The sequence below is a fragment of the Pseudonocardia sp. GCM10023141 genome, from assembly GCF_042653605.1.
Genome location: NZ_JBHSIR010000007.1, coordinates 147954 through 156021, shown reverse-complemented (window position 1 = coordinate 156021; position 8068 = coordinate 147954). Strand labels below are relative to the sequence as shown.

The 8068-nt window shown below is 68.0% G+C and carries 8 protein-coding genes; all 8 read right to left on the bottom strand.

The features are described 5' to 3' along the window. Positions 1-65: 65 nt before the first annotated feature. On the bottom strand, positions 66-389 hold the full coding sequence (locus ACFPFQ_RS03460; RefSeq protein ID WP_379614632.1) for an SRPBCC domain-containing protein: 324 nt from the start codon (positions 387-389) through the stop codon (positions 66-68). Beyond that, the gene (locus ACFPFQ_RS03455; RefSeq protein ID WP_379614630.1) at positions 386-721 is read right to left on the bottom strand and encodes an ArsR/SmtB family transcription factor; all 336 of its coding nucleotides are present in this window, start codon (positions 719-721) and stop codon (positions 386-388) included. The genes ACFPFQ_RS03460 and ACFPFQ_RS03455 overlap by 4 nt, the downstream gene beginning before the upstream one ends. A gap of 441 nt (positions 722-1162) precedes the next feature. Beyond that, positions 1163-2236, bottom strand: a complete 1074-nt coding sequence (locus ACFPFQ_RS03450) for a site-specific integrase (protein WP_379614628.1) — start codon at positions 2234-2236, stop codon at positions 1163-1165. Between the two features lie 485 nt (positions 2237-2721). Further along, complete coding sequence (locus ACFPFQ_RS03445) at positions 2722-4284, bottom strand: MFS transporter (RefSeq protein WP_379614626.1); 1563 nt, start codon at positions 4282-4284, stop codon at positions 2722-2724. A gap of 259 nt (positions 4285-4543) precedes the next feature. Continuing rightward, complete coding sequence (locus ACFPFQ_RS03440; RefSeq protein WP_379614624.1) at positions 4544-5044, bottom strand: AMIN-like domain-containing (lipo)protein; 501 nt, start codon at positions 5042-5044, stop codon at positions 4544-4546. 107 nt (positions 5045-5151) lie between these two features. After that, the gene (locus ACFPFQ_RS03435) at positions 5152-5703 is read right to left on the bottom strand and encodes an SMI1/KNR4 family protein (RefSeq protein ID WP_379614622.1); all 552 of its coding nucleotides are present in this window, start codon (positions 5701-5703) and stop codon (positions 5152-5154) included. A 75-nt stretch (positions 5704-5778) separates the two neighbouring features. After that, a complete protein-coding gene (locus ACFPFQ_RS03430; RefSeq protein WP_379614620.1) occupies positions 5779-6978 on the bottom strand; it encodes a hypothetical protein in 1200 nt (399 codons plus the stop codon). Continuing rightward, on the bottom strand, positions 6971-8059 hold the full coding sequence (locus tag ACFPFQ_RS03425; protein WP_379614618.1) for a hypothetical protein: 1089 nt from the start codon (positions 8057-8059) through the stop codon (positions 6971-6973). The genes ACFPFQ_RS03430 and ACFPFQ_RS03425 overlap by 8 nt, the downstream gene beginning before the upstream one ends. Positions 8060-8068 lie beyond the last annotated feature (9 nt).

Sequence of the window (8068 nt, the reverse complement as noted above, 5' to 3'; positions counted from 1 at the left end):
CCCCGCACGAGCCAGGGTGGGGCCAGATCAGACCATCACAGTGGGGCCAGATGGGGTTGTCATTCTCAGACGTCGATCTCGCTGGCGTGCCCGGGGTCGGGGTCGAACTGCCACGTGCCGTTGATCTGCCAGGTGAACACCAGGTGGTGCGGCGGTTCCCAGAGCAGCACGCGGCCCCAGTCGCACTCGGTGCCGTCGACACCGCGCTCGAACCAGCGGCCCCCCACGCCGGGTTCCAGGACCACCTCGGCGACGTCGGCCGCTCCGATGTGGAACTGGTGTGGCCGCCACGAGTTGATCGAGCCGGTGAACACCTCGAAGGCCTGATCGATCGGTACCGCGACGGTGACCGTGCCGGTGATCGGGGGAATCGGCGCAGAAGTGGTCATGGCATGTCCTGTCCGGGATCGGGGGGCGTCGCTGTCTCGGTGACCTTGTGGAAACCGGTCAGGGCGTCGCTCCAGACCCCGTCCAGCCAGGTCCGCAGCGCCGTGACGCCTTCGGGATTGGGGCGGTAGATCCGGCGATTGCCTTCGGCGTGGCTGACGACCAGCCCGCCGTCCTTGAGTACCCGCAGGTGTTGGGACACCGCGGGACGGCTGATCGGCAACTGGTCGGCGAGCTGCTGAACCGACCGCGGACCGCGGGCGAGCAGCTCGAAGATGGCACGACGGGTCGGGTCACCGAGCAGACCCAACCCCGCATCTCCGTAAGCTGACACGAACGGTAGGCGTAATCGCACGTAGCCCAGTCGGGCAAGGATGCAGTTGTCAGCCGGTCGGTGGGAGGCCGAACCGGTCGGGAATGAGCGCACCGCCCAGCGTCGGGCTGCCGCCATCGCCGATGCTCCGATCACGCGCAGCTGGCTGCGCCGGCCGGCGAGCCAATGACGTAGTCCGCCGTGATCGTTCGACGGCTTTCATCCATTGTGGACGATGTTATCTATGCATGACCTTCTATGCGGACAGGCCTGTCACGACAAGAGACGGCGGGCGGTGACGCAACGCATTGGCGCAGGTCACGAAGCCCTGACGAGCGGTTTTCGGGACTCGCCCGCAACCGAACTCGATCTTTCGACGAGTAGACGGTCGACCAAGTACCCCTCGCCGGGCAGAGAGCTCCAACGATGGGATTCTAGGTCCTGGGCTCGAGATCGGGGTCTTCAACCGAAGGCCTCCAAGACCTTGGCATTGTGGCTGGTCACGGTCTTCCGGCCCATGTAGCGGTCCATGGTGATCGAGGGGCGGGCGTGGCCGAGCTGATCGGCGATGTCGCGGGCACTGCGGCCACTGGCGTCCAGGAGGCTGGCGACTGTCTTGCGCAGAACGTGGCTGGTGGCCCATTCGAAGCCGGCGAGTTGGAATGCGTCCTTGAGATCGGCAGCCGTGTTGGAAGGGTCCCGCAGCATGCCCCTCGGTGACGGGAACACCGGTCGTTCGGGCGTCGCCTCGAACGTGTCGCGACGCAGGCTCAGCATCGCAACGCACCAGTCCGGCAGCTTCAGCGTGCGGTTGCTCGAGGCCGTCTTCGGTTCGGGTTTACGCCAGAGGCCTTGACCCTTGAGTCGGATGACGGTGGCTTCGACGGTCAGTTTGCCGGCGTCGAGGTCGACGGAGCGCCACAACACCCCACAGGCTTCTCCGATCCGCATGCCGGTCGCGAGCATCGTTGCGACGAAGGCCGGGATGTCGCGAGCGATAGCTTGGTCGTCGTAGGTGAGGAAGGCGAGCAGTTGCAGGCCCTGTTCCTCGGTGAACGCCCGTGGTGCCTTCTTCGGTTTGGTGGAGATGGGCGAGGTGTCCCGGACCGGGTTGCCGGTCAACGCGTCGTGGCGGACGGCGAGCCCGCAGACCTGCCCCAGGACGGTCTTGGTCTGCTTGGCGAGGCCGGCTCCGTGTTTGGCCTCCACGGCGCGCAGATGGCGATCGACGAGCCCCACGGACAGTTCGCGGACCCTGACGCTGCCCAGTGCCGGGAGGATCTGTTTGTCGAGGCGATCCCGGTAGGCCTGCAGGGTGTTGGGGGAGCGGTCCTTCCGCTGGAAGTCGGCAAACCACAACTCCGCGACGGCCGCGAACTTCGTGTCGGCCGTGACTTCGGCGTGTGCGTCGATCCGAGCCCGATCCCGCAGAGCTGTGGAGAGGGCCCGCTCGGCCGCAGCTCGGGATCTCCCCGTCCGCTCGCACTCGCGCACGACGCCGTCGAAGTCTCTGACGTAGCAGCGGGACCGGAACACGTCTCCTGCCGCGTAGGTGCGGACCTTGCCGTGTGTTCCGATGTCCAGTGCTGGGCGACCCACAGTCCCGCCTCTCACTTGGGTACCTCTCCGGCCTGACACTACGTCATTCCTGGTTTATTCCTGGCTATGGCTGACGAACCTCGACAAGTGACGAAGACCGAACGTCAGATTCTTGATCTCTATCAGGAATTCGTCGCCAGGTCAGAGGGCAATACAGGCGATCGATGCTGAACGATGACGAGTCTCGCTAGTGCGGATATCTTTAATCGCAGGGTTACTGGTTCGAGTCCAGTCGGAGGAGCAACATCCCCAGGTCAGAGGCTTGACGGGGGTACGCATCAAGATCCTCACCGACGGCGTCGGGGTCCGCCGCTTTGTCCACGTGAACACACGGGTCGTAGGCGGTGTAGTCGCTCCGCGGCCGCTCAGCGGCGCTGACCGATCCCGTGATGGCCGTCGTTCGCGGTGGGTATGTCGACTGGTCATCTACGCCTGACTGCCTCAGCCGCCGATGCAGGTTCGCGCCGACGCACCCGCTCTCCGGCGGCAGGCAGGGTGATCAGCAGCACGGCTGCTCCGAGTAGTGCGATGACCGCGATCCAGCCCGCGCCCACGTGCATGGCGTGGATGAAGGCATTGTCAGCGGCCTGAGCTAGATCGGGCCGGTGGATGGCGGTGGCCACGTGGCGGGCCTGTTCGGCCGAGACTCGCGCCTGATCCTGCACCGGACCCGGTACGCCCGCGAGCGAGGGTTCGATCGCGCGGCGGTACCCGATCGACATGATCGAGCCGCCCACGGCGATCCCGATCACGCTGCCGGTCTGTCGCACGGTGTTGGTGACGGCCGATCCGGCACCGGCCTGTTCCAGCGGCAGGTTGCTGATCAATGCGGCCGTGACGGGGCCGATCACCATGCCGATCGAGAGACCCTGCACCAGCAACAGGAGCTCGATCCAGGCGAGCGGGGTCTGCAGTCCCAGGAATCCGTACCCGCCCATGGTCAGCGCAGCCACGGCGAGCGCCGGCAGGGCGACGGGGCGCAGCGACAGGCGGCGAACCAGGCGGGTGCCCAGCGGTGCCCCCACGAGCGCGCCGGCGGCGGTCGGGATGTTGGCCAGCCCCGCCTGCATCGGCGAGAACCCGAGCGCGCCCTGCAGGTAGAACGCGTTGTAGAAGGTAACGGCGGCCACCCCGAAGAGCAGCAGTCCGAGCGCCACGTTGCCGCCACCGAAGGCGCGTTGCGCGAGCAGTCGCGGATCGAAGCCGGGCGACTTGGCGCGCAGTTCGGCGAGGACGAAACCGGCCAGCAGAACAAGGCCCAGAACGATCGGCGCCCAGACGTCGGGGCGGCTCCACTCGGTCACCTGTCCCGCCCGGATCAACCCGTAGGCCAGCGCCACGAGCCCACAGATCGACAGCAGCATTCCGGCGGGGTCCAGCGGCCGCCGGGTGGGGCTGCGGAAGTTCGGAACCAGCAGGGCGAGCCCGACCAACGCCAATGCCGCGACCGGGACATTGATGAGGAAGACCGAGCCCCACCAGAAATGATCGAGCAGGAACCCCGCCAGCACCGGACCGGCAGCCATTCCGACACCGGCCGACGTCGAGAAGATGCCGATCGCGGCGGCCCGCGCGGGCCCGGTGAAGGTCCACATGAGGATGGCCAGCATGGCGGGTGTGATCAGCGCGCTGCCCACCCCCATTGCGCCTCGAGCCGCGATCAGCTGGCCGGCGTCGCTTGCGTACGCCGCCCACAGCGAGGACCCGGCGAAGATCACCAACCCGCCGGCGAACACGGTCCGATGACCGAAGCGGTCACCCAATGCGCCGGCGGTGAACATCAACGTGGCGAAGGCCAGCGTGTACGAACCGGTCGCCCATTGCAGCTGACCGGGATCGGCCCCCAGCCCACGGACCGGGTCGGCGAGGGTCTCCAGCGTGGCACTCAGGATGGTGTTGTCCAGCCAGATCAGCAGCGAGCACAACATGAGAACGGTGAGGATCAACTGCTGCCTGAGCTTCGGCAACATGGCAGGAGTGGTCATGAACACCTTCGGATATCGATCGTCGAGGGCTTGAGCGACTGAACGATAAGAAGGTGTCGCGGCACTGTCAAGCTTCGTGTTTATTGTCAAGAATGTTGCGATTCGAGTGGCCCGTATGCCCTCTGGCAGATTTGCCGAACGGCCAATTGTGTGCCCTCGGTGAGATTTGCGATTTGGCGGATCTCATGCCTTCGGCAGGGTTGCGATCAAGCGGATTCCGTGCCCCAGGTCGATGGGCTACGACGCCGCGATGGAGCGGTCAGCTCCAGCGGTGCGCGATGTCGACGACGATCCGATCCGGTCCCGTCAGCGTGAACACCCGGAACGGCAGCCGCGCCCGCACCCCGACGCCCAGTGCGAGTCCCTCGAAGCCGCCGGCGTAGACCACCGACCGCAGCGTCGGGTAGCCGTCGACCGCCACGTTCACGTCGAAGGTCGACGGGACCGGGTTGTTCAGGTTGATCTGCAGCTTGGCGGCACCGGGCACCGGCACCACGGCACCGGAGCCCTCGCGGGTCACCTCGTCGACGTACTGGACGTGGTAGCCCGACGCCGGTCCGGCCAGGTCGATCACGACACGATCCCAGCAGGTGTCGGTGCCGGCGCGGACCTGCTGCACCTCGGCGGTGGCCCCGGCCAGGACGCTCCTGAGGTCGCTGCCCCACGCGGTGTCGCACGAGCCGGGCGCCGCGATAGCGGTCGCCCCGCTCAACAACGAGGCCAGCAGTGCGGCAGTGAGAACGCCGACGATCTTCTTCATGAGATCTCCCCCTGGTGAGAACCGACCTCAACAGGACGTACCGGACGGCCGCCGGGTTGCATCAGGACGCGGTGCGGGCAGACGCGAGGGACGGGCCGCCGCAACGCTCAGCTGTCGGGGAAGTCGCGCGCGTCGCGCAGGCCGCGAACGAACTGGGCGAAGGTCGGCGCCAGCTCGGTCACCGCGTAGTCCCGTTCCTGGTCGACATGCACGATCCGCGGCTCACCTGCCGCACCGACGTCGCGGTAGTCCATGGCGATCATGTCGTGACCGGCGGACGGGCAGTTGGCGACGTAGATCCCCAGCTCGGGATAGCCCCACTCCTCGACCATGAACCGGCCGCCGATCGCACCACACAACGAGTAGCGCAGGCTGCGACCGATGCCGAAGATGCCCGACAGCTCCACGTGATCGCTTGCCCAGCTCGTCGGCGACGGGGCGGGGGAGCAGGTCAGGCGGGGTATGCCGCCGTTGTGCCGACGCATCATCGCCACATAGGACGCCGGAAGCCGGTAGCCCAGCTCCTCCTCCACCAGCATGACGAGCTCATCGGCCGGCGCCGGGGAGACGTAGGTCCGCAGCGCGTAGTCCGAGTCGTCCCACCATTGCGCCGGATCGATGTCGGCGAGGAGATCGACGGCGGGCCGGCTCTCGCTCATGCCCGATCCCGCAGTGACGTGTCGGCAGGGAGGCTGGCCACGTGATCATCGTGCCAGCCGCCGCGCCGCGCACGACTACTCGACATCCTGCTTCGCGTCGAAGGCCTCTTCGGCCGCGGTCGCCTCATCGAGCTGCCATGGCTCTGCGAGGCCGCCCAGCAGGTCGTCCCAACCCGCGGCGGTGGAGCGACGTGCGCGGGCATCGCGGACGACGTCGAGTGACGTCGTCGCTGCCCTCATCAGCACCGGCCAGTTGATGTGCCGGAACCCGCTTGCCGGTGTTGCGGCGATGCTCGTCGTGAGGGTCTTGCCGAGGGACGTGGCTCCGACGAGGGCGTGGCCGGCGAGGAGCAGTTCGGCGCGGAGCGCGGTTTCGGACGGGCGCAGTACCGCCGAGCCCCTGGCGAGCATGGCGCGTCCGTGGACGTGGGTGCGCACCGTGATCTCGGTGGTCATGACGGGCAGCGTGCTGACGCTGAAGGAGCGAAGGTTGGCGCCACTGCCGTACGCCTGATGGGCGAACGTGCGCAGCATGCGGTTGTCCTGCTCGTAGAGCCTGGTCCAGCCGGGGAGCGGCAGGCTGGTGACGGTGACGAAGTCGGCGACCAGGTGCTTTCCCCACAGCGTCAGGGCCTCGGGCAGGTTCGTCACCGGCTCGTATCGATGTCCGCGGAGATTGTCGGTGATGAACTCCGTCCGCTCGCCGTGATCCCAGGTGAAGCCGTGAAATCTGCCCTCACGGATCTGGCGGAGCGCTTCGAACGGGCGGCCGATGTCGTGGCCCGCCGACCGGACGCGGTGGAGGGGGCCGCCGAAACCCTTGCCCGTGAAGTCGATGGGCAGGCCCTTGGCATCCCTCTCCCACCGCCTGATCAAGGGTGAGTCGCTCAGCGCCTTGAGCCGGTCCCGAACGACGGCGTCGATGGACGTGTCGAACCAGGTGGCAGCGATCCCGACCGCGCCGGCGACCGCCACCGCGAGAATGTCGTCGAGCTGCCAGCGGGTCCGGCGGCGCCGGCGCCACAGCTCGAACTCGGCGAGTGCCTGATCGGTGAGCGCGTCGTCGAGATCGATCCGGCCCCAGCCGTGCTCGGCGCGGAGGGCGTCGTTGGTGGCGGTGAGGGACTCGTAGGTCTCGGGCCGTGCGGGCGGGACGGCCAGATCCGCTGGGGTCGTCTCGCCCGCCAGCAGCTGATCGAGGTGCTCCTCGATCGCGGCGAGCCTGCGGTGCTGGGAGTCGAGGTTCCGCCGGATCGCGTCGTCGATCTCAGCCATGGACGGGGAACCTGTCGATGACGACCTGGAGAGCAGCCTCGGCCATGGCGGCGTCGTCCCGCTCCGCTTCCAGCTGCGTGCGGAGCCGCTCGTTCTCCGCGGTGAGCAGGCGGTTCTCGGCGCGGAGTCCGCTGAGCCGCTCGGAAAGGAGGCCGATCTTGGTGGTGACCTCGTCCAGACGCGCCTGCAGGCCCTCGACGACGCGGCGAGCCTTCTCGTCGTCACCCTCGGCGTCGAGGATCACCAGCCGGGTGACGACGTCGAGCTTGATCGCCTCTATCACGATCTGGCCGGCGCTCCATCCACTCCACCTGGCACCGGCAGCCACCGCGCCGGCACCACCGATGGCCCCGACGCCGGTCAGGAGCGCGGTGCCACCGGCCATGCCGAGTCCGCCAGCGGCAAGGGATCCCCCGCCGAGGAAGGCGAGGCCGGCTGACGTCGCCGCCGCTCCGCTCATGCCCAGCGCTCCGCCGACGGCGGCGCCGATCAGGGGAGCGGCGACGCCCATCGTGGCCACCCCGAGGACGAGCCCGGCCGCCGACGCCGCCACGAGCCTGCCCCACCGCACGTTGCGGCGCGACACCGCGCGCGACACCGACGCGAACTCCTCGGTCACCGCCTGGAGATCGCCCGGCCGGAGCGCGGAGAGGTGCCCGCTGATCGTGGTGAGCGCGTCACGTCGCGCCCGGGCGACCCACGCCGCGTCCTCACCCCACGGTTGGTAGGCGCACAGCTCGATCATCATCAGCATCGCCCGCGAGCGGGACGTGACCTGCGCTCCGCACGTGACGGCGGCGGACTCGATCAGCGCACGCTGGTGGGCCGGGACCTTCGCTGCGAGCGCCTCGGCATCGGCTCGGGCCCACAGCGGGAGGCTGTCGCTGCGAGACCAGTAGGTCTCGCCGGCAGTACGCGCGACATCGTCGCGGTAGCGGAGCTTGACCCGCTGCCGGGCGGGGGTCTTCTCGGCAATCAGGTCACGTCCGATCATGACCTGTTGGAAGGTGGTGAGGATCAACGCTTCGTCGGCGTGGAACTGCAGCTCCTGTGCGACGGAGTCGGTCGTCGAACGTGTCATGGGCGCGCG